At 68.1% G+C, this 18,105-nt stretch carries 19 protein-coding genes; 10 read left to right on the forward strand and 9 right to left on the reverse strand.

The features are described from left to right. Positions 1-30 precede the first annotated feature (30 nt). The 4 genes from ASC70_RS19845 to ASC70_RS19860 form a co-directional block, all read right to left on the reverse strand. Complete coding sequence (locus ASC70_RS19845; protein WP_056053616.1) at positions 31-1,257, reverse strand: argininosuccinate synthase; 1,227 nt, start codon at positions 1,255-1,257, stop codon at positions 31-33. Between the two features lie 83 nt (positions 1,258-1,340). Next, a complete protein-coding gene (locus tag ASC70_RS19850) occupies positions 1,341-1,703 on the reverse strand; it encodes a hypothetical protein (protein WP_056053618.1) in 363 nt (120 codons plus the stop codon). Then, on the reverse strand, positions 1,700-2,017 hold the full coding sequence (locus ASC70_RS19855) for a hypothetical protein (RefSeq protein ID WP_056053620.1): 318 nt from the start codon (positions 2,015-2,017) through the stop codon (positions 1,700-1,702). Before ASC70_RS19855 ends, ASC70_RS19850 begins: the two co-directional genes overlap by 4 nt. 1 nt (position 2,018) lies before the next feature. Next, a complete protein-coding gene (locus ASC70_RS19860) occupies positions 2,019-4,019 on the reverse strand; it encodes a potassium transporter Kup (RefSeq protein WP_056053621.1) in 2,001 nt (666 codons plus the stop codon). Positions 4,020-4,201: 182 nt separating this feature from the next. Between ASC70_RS19860 and ASC70_RS19865 the strand changes: the two genes are divergently transcribed. From ASC70_RS19865 to rlmN, 4 genes are all read left to right on the forward strand, one after another. Continuing rightward, positions 4,202-4,642 carry an Rrf2 family transcriptional regulator gene (locus tag ASC70_RS19865; protein ID WP_047413674.1) on the forward strand — a complete coding sequence of 147 codons (441 nt, stop codon included), beginning with the start codon at positions 4,202-4,204 and terminating at the stop codon, positions 4,640-4,642. A 143-nt stretch (positions 4,643-4,785) separates the two neighbouring features. Then, positions 4,786-5,397: a flavodoxin family protein gene (locus ASC70_RS19870; RefSeq protein ID WP_056053622.1), complete on the forward strand. Its 612-nt coding sequence runs from the start codon at positions 4,786-4,788 to the stop codon at positions 5,395-5,397. A 190-nt stretch (positions 5,398-5,587) separates the two neighbouring features. After that, a complete protein-coding gene (locus ASC70_RS19875; RefSeq protein ID WP_056053624.1) occupies positions 5,588-6,388 on the forward strand; it encodes an SDR family oxidoreductase in 801 nt (266 codons plus the stop codon). Between the two features lie 210 nt (positions 6,389-6,598). Next, positions 6,599-7,810 carry a 23S rRNA (adenine(2503)-C(2))-methyltransferase RlmN gene (rlmN, locus tag ASC70_RS19880; protein ID WP_056053730.1) on the forward strand — a complete coding sequence of 404 codons (1,212 nt, stop codon included), beginning with the start codon at positions 6,599-6,601 and terminating at the stop codon, positions 7,808-7,810. A 48-nt stretch (positions 7,811-7,858) separates the two neighbouring features. On the opposite strand, the gene glmS is transcribed toward rlmN, so the two are convergent. After that, positions 7,859-9,679 (reverse strand): glutamine--fructose-6-phosphate transaminase (isomerizing), encoded by a 1,821-nt coding sequence (glmS, locus tag ASC70_RS19885; protein ID WP_056053627.1) that lies wholly within the window; start codon positions 9,677-9,679, stop codon positions 7,859-7,861. A 146-nt stretch (positions 9,680-9,825) separates the two neighbouring features. Between glmS and glmM the strand changes: the two genes are divergently transcribed. Further along, positions 9,826-11,172, forward strand: a complete 1,347-nt coding sequence (gene glmM / locus ASC70_RS19890) for a phosphoglucosamine mutase (RefSeq protein ID WP_047413678.1) — start codon at positions 9,826-9,828, stop codon at positions 11,170-11,172. Between the two features lie 12 nt (positions 11,173-11,184). Here the strand turns inward: glmM and ASC70_RS19895 are convergent, their stop codons facing one another. Beyond that, positions 11,185-11,487: a transcriptional regulator gene (locus ASC70_RS19895; protein WP_056053631.1), complete on the reverse strand. Its 303-nt coding sequence runs from the start codon at positions 11,485-11,487 to the stop codon at positions 11,185-11,187. A gap of 2 nt (positions 11,488-11,489) precedes the next feature. Next, entirely contained in the window at positions 11,490-12,047 is a 558-nt protein-coding gene (locus tag ASC70_RS19900) for a hypothetical protein (protein WP_056053634.1), read from the reverse strand. Between the two features lie 177 nt (positions 12,048-12,224). Here ASC70_RS19900 and rhaT point away from each other — a divergent pair, with 177 nt between their 5' ends. Next, a complete protein-coding gene (rhaT, locus tag ASC70_RS19905) occupies positions 12,225-13,289 on the forward strand; it encodes an L-rhamnose/proton symporter RhaT (RefSeq protein WP_056053637.1) in 1,065 nt (354 codons plus the stop codon). 138 nt (positions 13,290-13,427) lie between these two features. Here the strand turns inward: rhaT and ASC70_RS19910 are convergent, their stop codons facing one another. After that, a complete protein-coding gene (locus ASC70_RS19910) occupies positions 13,428-14,174 on the reverse strand; it encodes a DUF6065 family protein (RefSeq protein WP_056053639.1) in 747 nt (248 codons plus the stop codon). A gap of 77 nt (positions 14,175-14,251) precedes the next feature. On the opposite strand from ASC70_RS19910, the gene ASC70_RS19915 reads away from it, so the two are divergent. The 4 genes from ASC70_RS19915 to ASC70_RS19930 all read left to right on the forward strand — a co-directional run bounded on the left by ASC70_RS19915 (position 14,252) and on the right by ASC70_RS19930 (position 16,647). Next, positions 14,252-14,755: a prolyl-tRNA synthetase associated domain-containing protein gene (locus ASC70_RS19915; RefSeq protein WP_047413683.1), complete on the forward strand. Its 504-nt coding sequence runs from the start codon at positions 14,252-14,254 to the stop codon at positions 14,753-14,755. An 85-nt stretch (positions 14,756-14,840) separates the two neighbouring features. Then, positions 14,841-15,755, forward strand: coding sequence for a co-chaperone YbbN (locus ASC70_RS19920; protein ID WP_056053643.1), 915 nt, complete (start codon positions 14,841-14,843; stop codon positions 15,753-15,755). A 10-nt stretch (positions 15,756-15,765) separates the two neighbouring features. Next, positions 15,766-16,440, forward strand: a complete 675-nt coding sequence (locus ASC70_RS19925) for an LON peptidase substrate-binding domain-containing protein (protein ID WP_056053646.1) — start codon at positions 15,766-15,768, stop codon at positions 16,438-16,440. A 9-nt stretch (positions 16,441-16,449) separates the two neighbouring features. Further along, positions 16,450-16,647 (forward strand): Trm112 family protein, encoded by a 198-nt coding sequence (locus ASC70_RS19930; RefSeq protein WP_047413686.1) that lies wholly within the window; start codon positions 16,450-16,452, stop codon positions 16,645-16,647. Between the two features lie 156 nt (positions 16,648-16,803). On the opposite strand, the gene ASC70_RS19935 is transcribed toward ASC70_RS19930, so the two are convergent. After that, a complete protein-coding gene (locus tag ASC70_RS19935) occupies positions 16,804-18,060 on the reverse strand; it encodes a UbiH/UbiF/VisC/COQ6 family ubiquinone biosynthesis hydroxylase (protein WP_056053649.1) in 1,257 nt (418 codons plus the stop codon). Between the last annotated feature and the right edge of the window lie 45 nt (positions 18,061-18,105).

Raw genomic sequence — 18,105 nt, forward strand, 5'->3', positions numbered from 1 at the left:
GGGGCGTCCTCGTCGGGCGATGCGGAAGGCCTAGCCCCGCTTGTCGCGCTTGGCCAGCACGCGCAGGCGCAGGGCGTTCAGCTTGATGAAGCCGCCGGCGTCGCGGTGGTCGTAGGCGACCTTGCCTTCCTCGAAGGTGACCAGATCTTGGTCGTACAGGCTGTAGGGGCTCTCACGGCCGATGACCGAGACGTTGCCCTTGTACAGCTTCACGCGAACGCGGCCGGTGACCTTGTCCTGGCTGTAGTCGATGGCGGCCTGCAGCATCTCGCGCTCCGGCGAGAACCAGAAGCCGTTGTAGACCAGCGATGCGTACTTCGGCATCAGCTCGTCCTTCAGGTGCATGGCGCCGCGGTCCAGCGTGATGCTCTCGATGCCGCGGTGGGCGGCCAGCAGGATGGTGCCGCCCGGGGTCTCGTAGACGCCGCGCGACTTCATGCCGACGAAGCGGTTCTCGACCAGGTCCAGGCGACCGACGCCATTGTCGCGGCCCAGCTCGTTCAGCTTGGTCAGCAGGGCGGCCGGCGACAGGGCCACGCCGTCGATGGCGACCGGATCGCCCTTCTCGAAGTCGATGGTGAAGATGTGCGGGGTGTCCGGCGCGTCTTCCGGCGCGATGGTGCGCATGTGGACGAACTCGGGAGCCTCGACCGCCGGATCCTCCAGGACCTTACCTTCCGACGAGGAGTGCAGCAGGTTGGCGTCGACGCTGAACGGGGCCTCGCCGCGCTTGTCCTTGGTGATCTGGATCTGGTGCTGCTCGGCGAACTCCAGCAGGGCCTCGCGCGACTTGAAGTCCCACTCGCGCCACGGGGCGATCACGGTGATGTCGGGCTCGAGGCCGTAGTAGCCGAGCTCGAAGCGGACCTGATCGTTGCCCTTGCCGGTCGCGCCGTGGCTGACGGCGTCGGCGCCGGTCTTGCGGGCGATCTCGATCTGCTTCTTGGCGATCAGCGGCCGGGCGATCGAGGTGCCCAGCAGATACTGGCCCTCATAGACTGTGTTGGCCCGGAACATCGGGAACACGTAGTCGCGCACGAACTCCTCGCGCACGTCCTCGATGAAGATATTCTCGGGCTTGACGCCGGCGGCCAGCGCCTTGGCGCGCGCCGGCTCGATTTCCTCGCCTTGGCCCAGGTCGGCCGTGAAGGTCACGACCTCGGCGCCGTACTCGGTCTGCAACCACTTGAGGATGATCGAGGTGTCGAGGCCGCCCGAATAGGCGAGCACGACCTTTTTCACGGACTTGTCAGCCACGAGCGGGTCCTTTCGGAGAGAAACACAAAGTCGCGCGCCTTCAACGGGATCAGGGCGCGCGGGTCAAGCGCTAATGAGCTCGGCTAGAGCTGACCTTCGTCCTGCAACGTCCTGATGACGAAGCGCAGGTGGAACAGCTGGCTCAAGGCCAGGCTGGCGGCGAGGGTGGCGCGGACCAGGAAGATGATGATCGCCCGGGTCGGATCGTCGGTGAAGGTCGCCTGGGTCAGGGTGAACGACAGCAGGACGGCGATCGCCACGACCGGGATGGCCAGCAGGCCCACGGCCTTGGGCGCGCGGGCGCTGGGTTCGCCGGTGTGGTCCCACAGCATGGGGACGGCGATGCCCTTGGGGATGCGCTTCCACGCCCCCTGGGCGGTGGCGGCGATGATGGCCAGGGCGGCGATGGAGAGGCCGTCGCCGAGGATGCGGAGGAGGTCGTTCATCCGTGGTCGCTCCGGCGCGAGCGCTTCAAGGCTCGCGCGTATTGCACGCTGATGGCGACGGCCACGACGAGCCAGAAGAGCAGGAAGGCCGCGATCGTCGGTCTCGTCGAAGCATTGGAAGTCAGGGCTATGCCGAAGAGGGCCAGCATGACCGTCGGAAGCCAGACCATCCAGCGTGAATGAACCTGCTCGAAGCCGAACCGACGATTCACGCGGATCACGTCGAACGGGCGACTGCCGCGCCAGGCCGAGCCCGCGAGCGCAATCGCGATGGCCGTCGCAACGACCCAGGCCACGCAGAGAGCGACGTGCACGCTACACCGTGACCTGGGCGCCCAGCTCGACCACGCGGCCGGGCGGGATCTTGAAGAAGTCGGTCGGGTTGGCGGCGTTCTTCATCAGGTAGATGAACAGCCTGTCCTGCCACAGCGGCATGCCGCTGTTGGCCGACGGCACGATCGAGCGCCGGCCCAGGAAGAAGCTGGTGGCCATGATGTCGAACTTCAGCCCCTGCTTGCGGCACACGGCCAGGGCCTTGGGAATGTTCGGACTTTCCATGAAGCCGTAGTTGACGATGACCTTCTTGAAGTCGTCGTTGACCTTCTCGATCAGCACCCGGTCCTCTTCGCGGACGCGCGGCGTCTCGGTGGTGCGGACGGTCAGGATGACGTTGCGCTCGTGCAGCACCTTGTTGTGCTTGAGGTTGTGCATCAGGGCGACCGGAGTCATCTCGGGATCCGAGGTCAGGAAGATCGCCGTGCCGGGCGCGCGGTGCGGGGCGCGGGCGCGCAGGATCTCCATCAGGTCAACCAGGGGCACGCTGTCGCGCCGGGTCTTGGCGGTGAGAATGTTGGCCCCTCGGGTCCAGGTCCACATGATCAGCACCAGCACCGCGCCGAACACCAGCGGCAGCCAGGCGCCGTCGGGGATCTTCAGCATGTTCGAGGCGATGAACACCATGTCCAGCGCCGCCAGCGGAACCAGCAGCAGACCGGTCTGCCACAGGGGCCACTTCCACACGCGGCGGATGACGACATAGGCCAGCAGGGTGTCGACGAACATCGCGCCGGTGACGGCGATGCCATAGGCGCTGGCCAGCTTGTGCGAGCTGCGGAACGCGAACAGCAGCACCAGCACGCCGATCAGCAGGAACTGGTTCACGGCCGGCACGAAGATCTGGCCGGCCTGGGTCTCGGACGTGCGCTTGATCTCGATGCGCGGCAGCAGGCCCAGCTGCACCGCCTGCTGGGTCATCGAGAAGGCCCCGGTGATCACCGCCTGGCTGGCGATGACGGTGGCGACGGTGGCCATGATCAGCACCGGCCAGTAGGCGAAGCCGGGCACCATCTCCCAGAACGGATTGTGGCGGGCGGCCGGGTGGTCCAGCACCAGCGAGCCCTGGCCCAGATAGTTCAGGGCCAGGCAGGGGAAAACGAGGCACAGCCACGAGGCCTGGATCGGGCGCTTTCCGAAGTGGCCCATATCGGCGTAGAGCGCCTCGGCCCCGGTCACCACCAGGAAGACGCTGCCCAGGATCACGAAGCCCAGGAACCCGTTCTCGAACAGGAAGCGCAGGCCGTACCAGGGATTGAAGGCGCGCAGGATCGACAGGTCGTCGGCCAGGTGCCAGGCGCCCAGGGCGCCCAGGATCAGGAACCACACCGCCGTGAACGGGCCGAACAGCGAGGCCATCCGATGGGTGCCCTTGGCCTGGACGGCGAACAGCAGGATCAGGATCCCGGCCGAGATCGGCAGGATGTAGGGCGCGAAGACGTGGCCGACGCCCGGCGCGTCCTTCAGGCCCTCGACCGCCGACAGCACCGAAATGGCGGGGGTGATGATCCCGTCGCCATAGAACAGCGCCGCGCCGACCACGCCCAGGAAGAAGATCGCCATCGACCGTTTGCGGCCGGTCTTGCCCAGCGCCTTCTGGGCCAGGGCCATCAGGGCCAGGGTGCCGCCCTCGCCCTTGTTGTCGGCCCGCATGAAGAAGATGACGTACTTGATCGTCACGAACAGGGTCATGGTCCACAGGACCAGCGAGACCACGCCCAGCACCGCGTGCTCGGTCGCCGTGGTGCTGCGCGAATGGGCCAGGGCTTCACGCAGGGCGTAGAGCGGACTGGTGCCGATATCGCCGAACACCACGCCGATCGAGCCTAGCGCCAGGGCGATAAAACCATGTCCCTTCGCGTCGCCATGGCCGTGGCCATTGCCGCCGCCATGCCCATTTGGCGGGGCTCCGTCCTGTTGCGGAATGTCGGTCGTCGCGGGTGCGCAGTCGTTGGCGGACGCGCTGGAGGCTTCGGAAGCCATTCAATCCCTCCGGGCCGCCCTCGCAAAACGCTGTGGGCCGACCCATATCGGTCAAGCGCGGCGCGATACACCCAATCCGCGACGGGTTCAATCGTCCCCCAACGTCGCCTTCCCGCTTCGTTACGGAGATGAAACAGTTTTCAGTTGAACGCGCGAGCGACAACCTTACGTTCCCAGGCGACATGTCGGACAGTCAGAAATTCCCCGTTGCGGCCCACGCCCTAGCCTATTTGGCGCACAAGGAGGCGTTTTCGGCTGACCGCGCCGTGGCCAGCGCCGAGCTCGCGGCCTCGGTCCCGACCAATCCGGTCGTGGTTCGCCGCGTCACCGCCATGCTGGGCAAGGCGGGGCTGATCGGCGCCCGCGCCGGCGCCAACGGCGGGGCCTGGCTGCTGAAGCCGGCCGATTCGATCACCCTCGACGTCGTGCTGAAGGCCGTGAACGGCTGCGCCCACCTCGGCGTCGCGCCCAAGGGCGTCAAGGGCTGCCCGGTCGGCGAGAAGATCCCCGACGCGGTTCGCGCCGCCATCGACGCCGCCGGCCACGCGGCGCACCAGCGCCTGGCCCAGATCACCGTCGCCGATCTGCTGAACGGCGCGCACAAGAGCGCGGCGGTCGCCTAGCGCTACGAGGCTTGGCGTTCAGCCGCGCTGAAACCGGCCCCTAGAAAAATTGCACCACATCTTGTTGCCGATCCCCTGGCGGCCGCGTTCCGGCGCATTACGTAATCGCTACAGGTTCAGTTCCTGATCCAGAGGGATTTCCAATGACCACCGTCGCCATCGTCTATCATTCCGGCTACGGCCACACCGCCGTCCTCGCCGACAAGGTCGCCGAAGGCGTTCGTGACGCCGGCCAGACCCCGGTGCTGCTGAAGATCGAGAACGCCGCCCAGGACTTCGCGCCGCTGATCGAGCAGATCACCCTGGCCGACGCCGTGGTGTTCGGCGCGCCGACCTACATGGGCGACGTCTCGGGCGTGTTCAAAGTGTTCGCCGACGCCACCGCCAGCGCCTTCTTCACGGGCGCCTGGAAGGACAAGCTGGCCGCCGGCTTCACCAATTCGCACAGCTTCGCCGGCGACAAGGGCCACGCCCTTGAGAGCCTGACAATCCTGGCCGCCCAGCATGGCATGAACTGGATCAATCTCGGCCTCGCCCCTCCCGGGGTGACCGCCGCCGAGCGCGGCCCGGACACCCTGAACCGCGTCGGCTCGTTCCTCGGCGTCGCCGCCCAGTCGGACAACGCCTCGCCCGAGATCACCCCGCCGGCCGGCGACCGCGAAACCGCCCGCCTGCTGGGCGAGCGCGTGGCCAAGGCCGCCGTCCGCTGGACCGTCGGGGCCCACGCCGCCGCCGAGCTCGGCAAGGCGGCCTAACCCTTAAGTCCCCAAGGTCGCGGTGGTCTCCCCTCCCCTGCCGCGGCCCGGAAGGGGCGCGCACCCAGCCCAAGCGGCGCGCCCCTTCCACCCCTGCCTATCCCAGAGGCCTTTTGGGAGGCTCCTTGAACCAAATCGCGGGCCGTGCTCGTCTCCGGCGAAGTTTCGTCATCGACCGGATCACCCCAGCATGGCCCGCCGTCTCGCCCTGATCACCGGCGCCTCCGCCGGCATCGGGGCCGCCTCCGCCCGCATCTACGCCAGCCACGGCTACGACGTGGCCCTGACCGCGCGCCGGGCCGACCGTCTCGAGGGCCTGGCCGCCGAGATCAGGCTGCGTTCCGGCGTCGAGGCCTACGCCATCCCCGCCGACCTGGCCGATCCCACTGGCGTCGACACGGTGCTGGCCGCCATCGCCGAGCAGGGCCGCGTCGTCGACGCCCTGGTCAACAACGCCGGCTACGGCCTGCCCGGGACCTATGCGACGACCGCCTGGGCCGATCAGGCGACCTTCCTGCAGGTGATGCTGACCTCGGTCTGCGAGATGACCCACAAGGTGCTGCCGGGCATGGTCGAGCGCCGGTTCGGCCGCATCGTCAACGTCGCCTCTCTGGCGGGCCTGGTCCCCGGCGCGGCCGGCCACACCCTGTACGCGGCGACCAAGGGCTTCCTCGTCAAGTTCTCGCAGAGCCTGCACCTGGAGAACCTGTCGACCGGCGTCCATGTCAGCGCCCTTTGCCCTGGCTTCACCTATTCGGAATTCCACGACGCCAACGGCACCCGCGCCCAGGTCAGCCAGGGCGTGCCCGAATGGCTGTGGCTGGGGGCCGACGAGGTGGCCGCCGCCGGCTACGAGGCCGCCGAGGCCAATCGCTCGATCTGCGTGCCCGGCGCACCGAACAAGACCATCGCCGCCATCGCCAAGGTCCTGCCGGACGACTGGGCCCTGGCCCTGATGGCCAACCAGGGCGGGCGGTTCCGGAAGGTTTAATTCCTTCCCGAAAAGCCCCTTTCGCGTGTCATCCCGGCCGTAGCGAAGCGAAGAGCCGGGACCGCGGAAAACGCCGTGCTTATGGCGGTCCCGGATAGCGCTTCGCGCTTCCGGGATGACACGAGTGGTGGTGCGACCCGCCGTCCTTTTGGAAAACCGCCCCGGACCTGCTATATGTCCGCCTCGGCCCCCGAACATCCGGACACCCCCTTGAGCGTCACCCTCGACCTGTCGCGCGTCTCCACCGACGCAGCGCCCGCGACCCCCGTCACCAAACCCATGGTCAACCTGTCGGGCCTCACGCGCCCACAGCTGGTCGCGGCCCTGGTCGAGAGCGGCGTGGTCGAACACGGCAAGGCCAAGATGCGGGCCACCCAGATCTTCCGCTGGATGCACCATCGCGGCGTCACCGACTTCGCCCAGATGAGCGACGTCGCCAAGGAGACCCGCGCCCGCCTGGCCGAGGCCTTCACGATCAACCGCCCGGAGATCGTCGAGCGCCAGGTCAGCAAGGACGGCACCCGCAAGTGGCTGATCCGCATGGCGCCCGGCATCGAGGTCGAGAGCGTCTACATCCCCGGCGTCGGCCGCGCCGGCGCCCTGTGCGTCTCCAGCCAGGTCGGCTGCACGCTGAACTGCAGCTTCTGCCACACCGGCACCCAGCCGCTGGTCCGCAACCTGACCGCGGCCGAGATCGTCGCCCAGGTGCAGGTGGCCAAGGACGACCTGGCCGAATGGCCGTCGGACAAGGAGGACCGCCAGCTCTCGAACATCGTGTTCATGGGCATGGGCGAGCCGCTGTACAATCTGGGCCAGGTGGCCGACGCCATCGAGATCATCAGCGACAACGAGGGCATCGGCATCTCGCGTCGCCGGATCACGGTCTCGACCTCGGGCGTCGTGCCGATGCTGGGCAAGCTGGGCGAGACCACCCAGGCCATGCTGGCCATCAGCCTGCACGCGACCAACGACCCGCTCCGCGACGAGCTGGTGCCGCTGAACAAGAAATACCCGATCGCCGAGCTGATCGCCGGGATCCGGGCTTATCCGGGCCTGAGCAACGCCCGCCGCGTGACCTTCGAATACGTGATGCTGAAAGGCGTCAACGACAGCCCCGACGAGGCCCGCGCGCTCGTGAAGCTGATCAAGGGCATCCCGGCCAAGATCAACCTGATCCCGTTCAACCCGTGGCCCGGCAGCGACTACCAGTGCTCGGACTGGGCGACGATCGAGGCCTTCGCCGCGATCCTCAACAAGGCCGGCTATTCCTCGCCGATCCGCACCCCGCGCGGCCGCGACATCCTCGCCGCCTGCGGCCAGCTGAAGAGCGAGAGCGAGAAGGTCCGCGCCAGCGCCCTGCGCAAGCTGTCGATGGCGGCCATGGCGGGCATGCTGGGCGACGACGAAGACGAAGCGGCCTGACGTCGCGGGTCATCCGCTCCGCCCGGCCCCAGCTTCCTTAGGCGAACGTCACTCCACCGTCACCGACTTGGCCAGGTTGCGCGGCTGATCGACGTCCGCGCCCTTCACCACCGCCACGTGGTAGGCCAGCAGCTGGATCGGGGCCGACATCACCAGGGTCGAGACCAGCGGGTCCGACGCCGGCGCGGTCACCACGACCTTGGCCCCGGCCGGCGCGTGCTTCACGCCTTCGGTGTCGGTGATGAAGATCACCTGGCCGCCGCGCGCCATCACCTCGCTCATGTTCGAGGCCGACTTCTCGAAATAGCTGTCGTGCGGCGCGAGGATGACGATCGGCGTCTGGTCGTCCACGAGCGCGATCGGTCCATGCTTCAGCTCGCCGGCGGCGTAGCCCTCGGCGTGGATGTAGCTGATTTCCTTCAGCTTCAGGGCGCCTTCCAGGGCCAGGGCCGACATCGGGCCACGGCCGAGATAGAGCACGTCGCGCGCCTTGGCGACGTCGGCGGCAATCTCCTTGATGGCGTCTTCCAGGCCGATGGCCTCGGCGATCAGGCGCGGGGCCTCCAGCAGCACCTTCACGAGGCGCTGCTCCTCGGTCGCGTCGATCGTCCCGCGCGCCTTGGCGGCGGCGATGGCCAGGGCGATCATCACGCTGACCTGGGCGGTGAAGGCCTTGGTCGAGGCGACGCCGATCTCGGGGCCGCAGTGGATCGGCCACACGACGTCGACCTCACGGGCCATGGTCGACTCGGTGGCGTTGACGACCACCGCGCTCTTCATGCCCTTGGCCTTGCAGTACCGCAGGGCCGCCAGGGTGTCGGCGGTCTCGCCCGACTGCGACATGGCGATGACCAGCGAGCCCGGCCGCAGGGCCGGCTGGCGGTAGCGGAACTCCGAGGCGATCTCGACGTCGACCGGCAGGTCAGCCAACTGCTCGATCAGGTACTTGCCGATCATGCCGGCGATGTAGGACGTGCCGCAGGCGACGATCTGGATCCGGTCCAGCTTGGCGAAATCGACGTCGCCGGGCACCGAGGCCTTTGAGGCCAGCGTGTCGACATAGGCCGCGATCGTGCGCTGGCAGCCCTCCGGCTGGTCATGGATCTCCTTTTCCATGAAGTGCCGGTAGTTGCCCTTCTCCAGCATCACCGCCGAGGTCGGGACCACCCGCACGGGCCGTTGGACCGACGCGCCCGAGGCGTCGTAGATCCGGTGGCTGGTGTGATCGAGCGCCACGTAGTCGCCCTCGTCCAGATAGATCACCCGGTTGGTGAACGGGCCGACGGCCAGGGCGTCCGAGCCCAGGAACATCTCGCCTTGGCCTTCGCCCACCACCAGCGGGCTGCCGCGGCGGGCCCCCAGGACCAGGTTGTCCTCGCCCTCGATCAGCACGGCCAGGGCGTAGGCGCCGGTCAGGCGGTCCAGGGCAGCCTTGAAGGCGTCCAGGGGCGGGAGGCCCGTCGCCAGTTCGGCGTCGATCAGGTGGGCGATCACCTCGGTGTCGGTGTCGCTGGAGAACACCCGGCCGGCGGCGGCCAGCTCGGCCTTCAGCTCGGCGAAGTTCTCGATGATGCCGTTGTGGACCAGGGTGACGCGGCCGGCGGTATGCGGGTGGGCGTTCTGGACGTTCGGCGCGCCGTGGGTGGCCCAGCGGGTGTGGCCAATGCCGGTCGTGGCCGTCAGCGGCTGCTCGGCGAGGACGGCCTCCAGCGCCTTGATCTTGCCCTGGGCCCGGCGGCGTTCGACCTTGTCCCCGACCACCCCCGCCACGCCGGCCGAGTCGTAGCCCCGATATTCAAGACGCTTGAGGCTCTCGATCAGACGGTCGGCGACGGGTTCCTTGCCGACGATGCCGATAATGCCGCACATGGGCCATGATCCCTTGTAGAACGCGGCGACAGGATTATCCCTGACCGCGCGAGACTTTCGAGGTCGGCCTTTAGCACTCGCTCAAGACCGCTTCGCATAAATCTGCATTTCGGATCGTTTCGCGGTCCTGAAGAGACGAGAAGACCATGAGCAAGCGCGCCTATTTCGGCACCGACGGCATCCGGGGCCAGGCCAACAAGCATCCGATGACGGCCGAGGTCGCGCTGCGGGTCGGCCTCGCGGCCGGCAAGCTGTTCCGCTCGCAGGACGACCGCCGCCACCTGGTGGTGATCGGCAAGGACACCCGCCTGTCGGGCTACATGATCGAGCCGGCCCTGGTCGCCGGCTTCACCAGCGTCGGCATGGACGTGCGGCTCTTTGGCCCGCTGCCCACGCCGGCCGTGGCGATGATGACCCGCTCGATGCGCGCCGACCTGGGCGTGATGATCTCGGCCTCGCACAACAATTTCGCCGACAACGGCATCAAGCTGTTCGGCCCCGACGGCTACAAGCTCTCCGACGAGCAGGAGCTGAAGATCGAGGCCCTGATGGACGAGGGCCTGCAGGAGGGCCTGGCCGCCCCGCGCGAGCTGGGCCGCGTCAAGCGGATCGACGACGCCCAGGCCCGCTACATCGAGATCGTCAAGGCGACCTTCCCGCGCCACCTGAACCTGTCGGGCCTGCGCATCGTGATCGATTGCGCCCACGGCGCCGCCTACAAGGTCGCCCCCGAGGCGCTGTACGAGCTGGGCGCCGAGGTGTTCCCGATCGGGGTGGCCCCGAACGGCACCAACATCAACGAGGAGTGCGGCTCGACCCACCCCGAGGCCATGGCCAAGATGGTCCGCGAATACCGCGCCGACATCGGCATCGCCCTGGACGGCGACGCCGACCGCCTGGTGATCTGCGACGAGAAGGGCGTGGTCGTCGACGGCGACCAGATCATGGCCATCATCGCCCACGCCCTGGCCAAGGCCGGCAAGCTGCGGGCCGGCGGCGTCGTGGCCACGGTGATGTCGAACCTCGGGCTGGAGCGCCGGCTCAAGGACCTGGGCCTGACGCTCGAGCGCACCGGCGTCGGTGACCGCTATGTCATGCAGCGGATGCGCGAGGGCGGCTTCAATGTCGGCGGCGAGCAGTCCGGCCACCTGATCCTGTCGGACTTCTCCACCACCGGCGACGGCCTGATCGCCGCCCTGCAGGTGCTGGCGGTGATGATCGAGAGCGGCCAGCCGATGAGCGCCCTGGGCCGCCAGTTCGAGCCCGTGCCGCAGCTGCTGGAGAACGTCCGCTTCGCCGGCGGCAAGCCGCTGGAGGCCAAGGCCGTCAAGGAGGCCATCGCCGACGGCGAGAGCCAGCTGAACGGCGCCGGCCGCATCGTCGTGCGCGCCTCCGGCACCGAGCCCCTGATCCGCATCATGGCCGAGGGCGACGACCCGGCGCTGGTCAAGAAGGTGGTCAAGTCGATCGTCTCGGCGGTGAAGGCGGCGTAGGACCGGCGCGGCTCACGCCTCCCCGACGCCCTCCACCAGTTCGCGCAGATAGTCGACGTGGCGTCGGAAGGCCTGCCGGCCGGCGGACGTCAGCGCCGCGCGGGTGCGGGGACGCTTGCCGACATGGTCCTTGAGGATCTCGACGAAGCCGGCCTTCTCCAGCGTGGCCAGGTGGCTGCCCAGATTGCCGTCGGTGGCCTGGGCGATCGCCTTCAGCTGGCTGAATTCCAGCGGTCCGATCTCGCGCTCGGCGTAGAGCGCGGCCATGATCTTCAGGCGCAGCGGCTGATGGATGATGTCGTTCGGCTCGGCCATGCTCAGCGCTTCCACAACCAGACGCCGCTGACGAACAGGGCGAGGCTGGCGGCGGCCATCCAATAGGCCAGCCAGGACTTGAAGGCGAAGAATCCGACCAGGGTGATGACGAACATCGCCGCGCCGATAATCGCGAAGCGCGGGGCCTGCCAGAAGCCGACCACCAGATAGACCACGCCGATCAACAGTCCCGGAAAGGCCAGGAAAGCGGCCGGATCCGTGGGCTGCAGCACCGCGAAGGCGGCCAGGACGAACGCCATCACCGACAGCATGCCGCCCAGCATGCGCCAACTCGCGCCCGGGACACTAGCGCCTTGACCGGCCGTGGCCCGGCTCAGCCACAGACTGCCGGCGACGCCGACCACGTCCAGGCCCATCCAGACCGGCGCCCAGACCTTGGCCGGGGCAAACGCCATGGCCAGATAGCCGACGGCCCAGATCACCGACCACATCATCAAGATCCGCCCGCCGACCTGATAGCCGCGCAACATGCCGCTGCGCCGGGCGGTGTTTTCGATATCGGACAGCGCGACCGCCGCCTCGTTCCGCGTGATGGCCATCAAGGCCTCCTCATTCAGGCGCACCAGAGCGCTCTGTGATGCAGAGTTATGAAAGAGGAAAGCTCTGTCAAGCAGAGTCCTCTGGAATCGCCGGAAACACGGGCGGGGCTGGCCTTCCGCGCCGAATTGTCCATTATGTAATAAAATGTCTCATCATGTGAGAAGTTAGGGGGAGCGATGATCGCCAATCCGCTGCTGGGCGTCCTGTTTCATTGGCTGGGCGGTCTGTCCTCCGCCAGCTTCTACGTGCCCTATCGCGGCGTGCGGCGCTGGTCGTGGGAGATCTACTGGCTGACCGGCGGGATCTTCTCCTGGCTGCTGGCCCCCTGGCTGTTCGCCTCGATCCGCACCAACGACCTGCTGGGCGTCATGGCCCAGGTCCCTCCGAACGTCGTCGGGCTTTGCGTGCTGTTCGGGATCCTGTGGGGCTTCGGCGGCCTGACCTATGGCCTGACCATGCGCTATCTGGGCCTGTCCCTAGGCATGGCCGTGGTTCTGGGCCTGTGCACGGTGTTCGGCACCCTGATCCCGCCGCTGGTGCGCGGCACCTTCGTCCATGACCTGCTGGGCTCGACCTCGGGCCGGATCATCCTGCTGGGCTTGGTGATGACCCTGGCCGGCATCGTCGTGGTCGCCCTGGCCGGGGCCCGCAAGGACGACGACCTCTCCGAGCTGCAGAAGATCGAGGCGGTCGCCGAGTTCAATTTCAAGAAGGGGGTCGCGGTGGCGATCTTCTCCGGCATCATGTCGGCCTGCTTCGCCTTCGGCCTGGCCGCCGGCGAGCCGATCAAGGCCCTGTCGGCGGCGGCCGGCACCGGCCCGCTGTGGACCGGTCTGCCGACCCTTTGCCTGGTGATGTTCGGCGGCCTGATCACCAACCTCGTCTGGTGCGGCTACCTGATCGTCAAGAACCGCAGCGCTAGCCAATGGGCCGGCCGCATGGCCGAGGACGGGACCAAGCCGCCGCTGCTGGCCAACTGGCTGCTGTGCGGCCTGGCCGGCACCGCCTGGTACTTCCAGTTCTTCTTCTACACGATGGGCGAGAGCCAGATGGGCAAGTTCGGCTTCTCCAGCTGGACCCTGCACATGGCCAGCATCATCATCTTCGGCACCCTGTGGGGCTTCGCCTTCAAGGAATGGAAGGACGCCCGTCCGGCCGTTCGCGCCATGGTCTGGAGCGGCGTGGCCCTGCTGGTCGGGGCCACGGTGGTGATCGGCTACGGCAACATGCTGGCCCGGTAGGGGCGCAAAAATCCTCCGCCTCAAAGACCGTGTCATCCCGGAAGCCTGGCAGAGGCTATCCGGGACCGCCGGAAGCGCTGAGCTTGTGGCGGTCCCGGCTCTCCGCTTCGCTGCGGCCGGGATGACAGATTGGGAACTCTATCCCCCCACCTTCGGCGACTTCATCCGCCGCTTGTTGACGTGGTGGCTGGGAGCTTCGGCCGCGATCTCCTCGGGGTACTCGCCCTTGAAGTAGAAGCGCTGCCAGGCCTCCTTGGTGGCCTCGGGGTCGCGCTTGAAGATCAGGGCGTTGAACTCCGACCGCTTCTCGGCCCAGACGTCGTACTGGCGGCGCAGCTCGGGGTTCGAGTTCATCGAGCGGATCACCGGCTGGAACGCCTCCATCGGCTTGTCCTGGATCAGCATGATGAAGCAGAAGGTCTCGCCCTTCTCGAACCGCACCGTGCCGGGGCGGGTGAAGATCCAGTTCATCGTGAACGGGAACGGCAGCCAGTCGGTCTCGATGACGCCGGCCAGCGGCTGGATGCCGTCCTTGACGTGATTGGGCGGGCCCATGGCCATCAGCGACCAGCCCGGCGGCGTCCGGAACAGGTAGCCGGTGTGGAAGGTCACCACCCCCCGCGTGAAGTGCGACTTCACGAAGTCGGTGAAGCCCGGATACGGGTGGTCGGGCTGGAACTTGATGCATTCCTGATGCGCCCCGCCGTCCCAGGTCATCGAGAAGCCGACCGGGCAGAGGATGTCCCATCCCGTGGTGTTGGCCATGGTCAGCGGCAGGCAGCGATAGGGATGACGTTCGGCGAACCGGTCCATCCAGGCGCGCTGCGGCCGGCCCGGAACGATGTCGGGCGGACGGTTCTCGGTGGGATAGCACTCCAGTTCCATGCCGGTCCTTTGCTTGGTTTTCCTACCCTGATCGAATGGTCTAGCGCTCGCGGCCTCCGGCCGTCTAGAGAGACCGCATGAAGACCCGCGCCGACCTGTTCGCCTTCTTCGACGCCCACGGCATCGCCCACACCACCCTCGACCACCCGCCGGTGTTCCGCGTCGAGGAAGGGTTGGAGATCAAGAAGGCCCTGCCCGGCGGCCATACCAAGAACCTGTTCCTCAAGGACGCCAAGGGCCAGCTGTGGCTGATCTCGGCCCTGGGCGAGACAACGATCGACCTCAAGCGCCTGCATACGGTGATCGGCTCGGGACGGCTGTCGTTCGGCCCCGAGGCGATGATGGTCGAGACCCTGGGCGTGACGCCAGGCTCGGTCACCGCCTTCGGCCTGATCAACGACACGGATCGCCGCATCCGCTTCGTGCTCGACAAGGCGCTGGCGCAAAGCGACCCGGTCAACTTCCACCCGCTGGGCAACGACGCCACCACGGCGGTCTCCCAGGCCGGCTTCCGTAAGTTCCTGACCGCGTTGGGCATTACGCCGATGATCGTCGATTTCGAGACCCTGACGCTCGCCTGACGCACGAACGGATTATTGCGCCGAGGCGCGCCAGGGACCATCTTGGCGACTGACGCGTCCCCACCTTGAGTACACGAGAGACCCGATGTCCCTGATCGGCGAAAAGCCAGCCGCCCCCGGTCCCGCGACCTCGGGCAAGAGCGAGCACATCAAGGACGGCACGGACGCCAGCTTCATGGCCGACGTCATCGAGGCCTCCAAGACCCAGCCCGTCATCGTCGACTTCTGGGCCACCTGGTGCGGCCCGTGCCGCCAGCTGACCCCGACGCTCGAAAAGGTCGTCGGCGCCGCCAAGGGCGCGGTCAAGCTGGTCAAGATCGACGTCGACGCCAATCCGGGCTTCTCCGGCCAACTGCGGGTGCAGTCGATCCCGACCGTCTACGCCTTCGTCGATGGCCGTCCGGTCGACGCATTCCAGGGCGCCCTGCCCGAGAGCCAGGTGAAGGCCTTCGTCGAGAAGCTGACCGGCCCGGCCGGTCCCAGCGCCATCGACGAGCTGGTCGCCCTGGGCAAGGAGTCGCTGGAGATCGGCGACATCGGCGGCGCGGCCCAGGCCTTCGCCCAGGCCCTGCAGACCGATCCGACCAATGTGAAGGCCCTGGGGGGCATGGCCCGCGCCTATCTGATGGGCGGTGACCTGGAGGGCGCGGCCGAGGTGGTGGCCATGGCCCCGGCCGACGCCAAGGATCCCGACCTCGACGCCGCCAAGGCCGCCCTGGCCCTGGCCGAGGCCGCCCCGTCCGAGACCGCCGCCTTCGAAAACCGTCTGGCCGCCGATCCCGACGACCATGAGGCCCGCCTGGAGCTGGCCAAGGCCCTGGCCGGGACCGGACGCCTGCAAGAGGCGTCCGACCATCTTCTGACCATCATCGCCCGCGACCGTGCCTGGAACGACGACGCGGCGCGTAAGCAGCTGCTGACGGTGTTCGAGGCGGCCGGCCCGACCTCGGAAGTGGCCAAGCAGGGCCGGCGGCGCCTGTCGTCGATCCTGTTCAGCTAGGGAGCAACGGATGCAGGGGAACTATCGCAAGCTTGGCGACCTGCCTCTGGTGATCCCGGTGTTCCCGCTGGACGGGGTGCTGCTGCTGCCCGGCGGCCAGCTGCCGCTGAACATTTTCGAGCCGCGCTATCTGAACATGCTGGACGACGCCATGTCGGGCGAGCGGATCATCGGCATGATCCAGACCCGCCCTCACGCCAAGGACGCCGATCCGAACCGCCCGCCCCTGGCGCCGGTCGGCTGCGCCGGCCGGGTGACCAGCTTCGCCGAGACCAGCGACGGCCGCTACCTGATCACCCTGACCGGAGTCTGCCGCTTCCGGGCCGGTGAGGAGCTGCCCGTGCGTACGCCCTACCGCCAGGTCCGCGCCGACTTCGCGCCCTATGAGCCGGACCTGCGCGAGGACGGGGCTGGCGTCCGCACCGCCGCCGACATCGACCGGCTGCTGTCGGCGCTGCGCCGCTATCTCGACCATCGCGGCCTGGCCATCGACTGGGGCGACGCCGAAAGCGCCCCGTCCGACGCCCTGATCAACAGCCTGGCCATGGCCCTGCCGTTCGACCCGATGGAAAAGCAGGCCCTGCTCGAGGCCGAGACCATCTTCGAGCGCAAGGCGACCCTGACCACCCTGCTCGAGATCGACGCGGCCGCCGGGGACGATGACGAACCGACTTCCATCCAGTAGAGAGTGCGCATGACCGAAGCCGCGCCGCCCCCCGTCGATGTCGATCCGCGCCTGCTGGAAGTGCTGGTGTGCCCCGTGACCCGAGGCCCGCTGGAATACGACCGCGCCAAGGGTGAGCTGATCAGCCGCGCGGCCAAGCTGGCCTATCCGATCCGCGACGGCGTGCCGATCATGCTGCCGGAAGAGGCGCGGGAGCTGGAAGCTTAGCGGTCCAGCCTCTCCTCCCCATTAGGGAGGTGGATCGATGCGAATACGCATCGAGACGGAGGGGGTCCGAAGCGGTGGTGAACTCGCCACCTCACAGGGCCCCTCCACCGCCGTTCGGCGGTCCCCCTCCCCCAGAGGGGGAGGAAAGAAGGCGCCTTACAGCGCCACACCCCGCAGCAGCTTCGGCAAGTCACCCACCCCGCCGCCGGCCTCGTGCATGAAGAACCGCCGAGCCGGGGCGATGCGGTTGACCACCGCCAGGCCCGCGCCCCGCGCGACCCGCAGCAACGGGTTGTCGTTCGAGAAGATCCGCACGAAGGCGTCGAAGGCCAGGGCGTTGGTCACCGTGTCGAACCGCCGCCAGCGGGCGTAGCGCTCCAGCACGACCTCGGACCCGATGTCCTCGCCGCAACGCAGCGCCTCGACCAGCACCTCGGCCAGGGCGGCGGCGTCCTTGAGGCCCAGGTTCAGGCCTTGCCCCGCGATCGGATGCACCCCGTGGGCGGCGTCGCCGATCAGAGCCAGGCGCGGGGCGACCATGCGCTCGGCCAGGGACAGCGACAGCGGATAGACGAAGGTCGGTCCCTCGATCGTCACCCCGCCCAGGAAGTCGCCGAACCGGCGCATCAGGTGAGCGTGAAACGCTTCGGGAGAGGCCTTGCGCAGAGCCTCGCCGCGCGCGGTGCTCTCGGTCCAGACCAGGCTGGCGCGGTTGTCGGTCAGCGGCAGGATGGCGAACGGACCGCTGGGCAGGAAATATTCGTGGGCCACGCCCTCGTGCGGCTTTTCCATCCGCACCGTGGCGACGACGCCGGACTGGCCGTAGCCCCAGCCGATCTCACCGATGCCGGCGGCCCGGCGCAGGACCGAGCCCCGCCCCTCGGCGCTGACCGCCAGCGGGGCCGACAGCACCCGGCCATCGGCCAGGGTCAGGCGCGCGCCGTCCGGAGCGACCTCGAGGTTTTTGGCCGCCATCGGTGCGATGACCGGGATCCGTTGCTCGGTGACCGCCTGGGCCAGGGCCTGGCGGATCCGGCGGTTCTCGATCAGGTAGCCCAGCGGCTCACCCTCGATGCGGCCCGAGATCTCGCTGGAGTCGAAGCGCAGGAAGGCCGGCGAGGGTCGGCGGGCCGCCGCGCCGGGCGTGCGGCCGTCGGTGACCAGGATCTGCTCGATGCGCTGGGCGTGCGGGGCCAGGGCCTCGCCCGCCCCGATCGCCCGCCACTGGCGGAACGACGAATAGGCGATCGCCGAGCTGCGGCCGTCGAAGGTCGGGGCCAGCTGGGCCTCGAACGGCTGGGGGTCGACCAGGAGTGGCCGGAGGCCACCCGACGCCAAAGCAAGCGCCAGGGTCGAGCCGGCCATGCCGGCGCCGGCGATGATCACATCGGCGTCATTGGTGGGAGCGCGCATGACCGGGATATGGGCTCCTGTGGCCAAGGCTGTCCAGCGGTGGCG

The organism is Caulobacter sp. Root343 (genome assembly GCF_001425745.1).
Taxonomy (GTDB): domain Bacteria; phylum Pseudomonadota; class Alphaproteobacteria; order Caulobacterales; family Caulobacteraceae; genus Caulobacter.